Here is a 1,541-nt window from a genome sequence, read left to right as displayed (position 1 = left end):
TGGATGATCAATACATTGACCATTAGGTGTTATAGAATTACTAGGGCATACAACAGGAGGTTTAATTTTATCTCCGATTTTATTAAGCAAATCTTGAGTATTTATTAGCAGTTTTTTTGCTAATTCTTTAATGTTTTCAGAAAAATAGTAAGATATAACACTTCCTCCAGCAAAAATAATTATACCAAAAATAATTTTTCCTCTAAACAAGATAAGTGCTATTTCTTTGGAAATATCTAAGCCTTTTTTTAAAACAAAATCTTGTATAACTTCTTCTCCTAATTTTACTAAAACTTTAGTTATATCACCATTGTTAATATACTCTAAGGTATATTCAGTAATTTTTAGTTTGTTATCCACTTTATCTGTAATAACTTGAACTTTTTGAATATAGGGTTGTAGGGTTTCTTTAGTGGGAGAGTTGGGGGAAAGGTTGAATATATTGCCTAAAAAATGAGAGGTATTGCTTATTTCTCCGGTTGCATCTCTACTATTCTCTACAATTTCTTGTCCTTCTCTTAGGGCTTCTTTTATACTTTCTTTAATGTTAATAGTGGTATTGTTTTCATTATGAACACTAGTATTATTTTCATTTGCATTCATCTAAGGCCTTTTGGATTTTGTTTAAATAATTACCTATAAAGATTATTATTGCTTTATGATTACTTTTCCACTTTTTATTTATTTCTTCATTAGAAAATTCTAGTGTATCTAATTTTTTAAGTATATTATAACTTTCTTTCACTTGTTTGAATATTGTCAATTTGTCTTTAAAAGAACATAATTGGGTGTTGTAAAGTAAAAACATTCCTTGAATTGATACTTTTGAGTAAAGAGCCATAGCTTTATACCAAGAACCCTTATTCAAATAGCCTATGCTATCTAAATAATCATAAAATTCTTCATAGTGCTTTATAAATTTAAGTTTTTCTTCAAAAATTTGTTTTTCTAAATCTTTAGTAGAGGCTCTTAAGTTTAGGTATTTTTGTTTTTCATTTGAGTTTAAATTGCTTATGAAATTAAGATAATTAAAATAGGTTTGCTCTCTACCATGTAGAAAGATAAAAATATCAATGTTGCTTTGAATAAAATTTTGGCAATACCTATCCTCAAATCCAAATAATTTAGCAACCTTAAAATCAAAAATAGCCTTTTGCATTTTTGCATTTAAATCTTTAAAGTCTTCTAGTTTAGGCTGATAATCATCTACAATTTTAATCATATCTTTAGGACTTGGATTTAAAGTCATTTTTTCAAAATTTTTAAAATTTAATTGAGCCTTAGGATGATGATATATTCCCCAATAAATCGTATATAAAGGAGAATAAAGTAATTTTGCAAGCACGGCAAGTATTATGATTAATATAATACAGGGTATATAAAATCTTTTAAGTTTATAAAAAGGTTTTTTCATTTATATTCCTTGATATTCTAAAAATAGTTTTTTATATATTTTTTGTAAAAATTACAATGAAAGTTTTTTAATATTTTAAGCAATTTTTTTACCTTTAAGGTTAGTATTGTTTATTATAGCATTGTTG

Annotated in this window: 2 protein-coding genes; both read right to left on the bottom strand. The window is 25.2% G+C overall.

The genetic code is table 11. The annotated features are described in order from the left end of the window. Positions 1-603 (bottom strand): hypothetical protein (locus tag CAMP5082_RS08150; protein WP_337206422.1); only part of this gene is annotated, 603 nt, incomplete at its 3' end. After that, positions 590-1,414 (bottom strand): hypothetical protein, encoded by an 825-nt coding sequence (locus CAMP5082_RS08145; RefSeq protein ID WP_263725480.1) that lies wholly within the window; start codon positions 1,412-1,414, stop codon positions 590-592. The genes CAMP5082_RS08150 and CAMP5082_RS08145, both read right to left, overlap by 14 nt. Between the last annotated feature and the right edge of the window lie 127 nt (positions 1,415-1,541).

The organism is Campylobacter sp. LMG 17559 (genome assembly GCF_024723605.1).
Taxonomy (GTDB): Bacteria; Campylobacterota; Campylobacteria; order Campylobacterales; family Campylobacteraceae; genus Campylobacter_D.
This window is presented reverse-complemented; position numbering and strand designations above follow the sequence as displayed.

Bases quoted from the DNA above. Each gene is read 5' to 3' on its own strand.
- CAMP5082_RS08145 (WP_263725480.1), bottom strand. From the start codon at position 1,414: ATGAAAAAACCTTTTTATAAACTTAAAAGATTTTATATACCCTGTATT.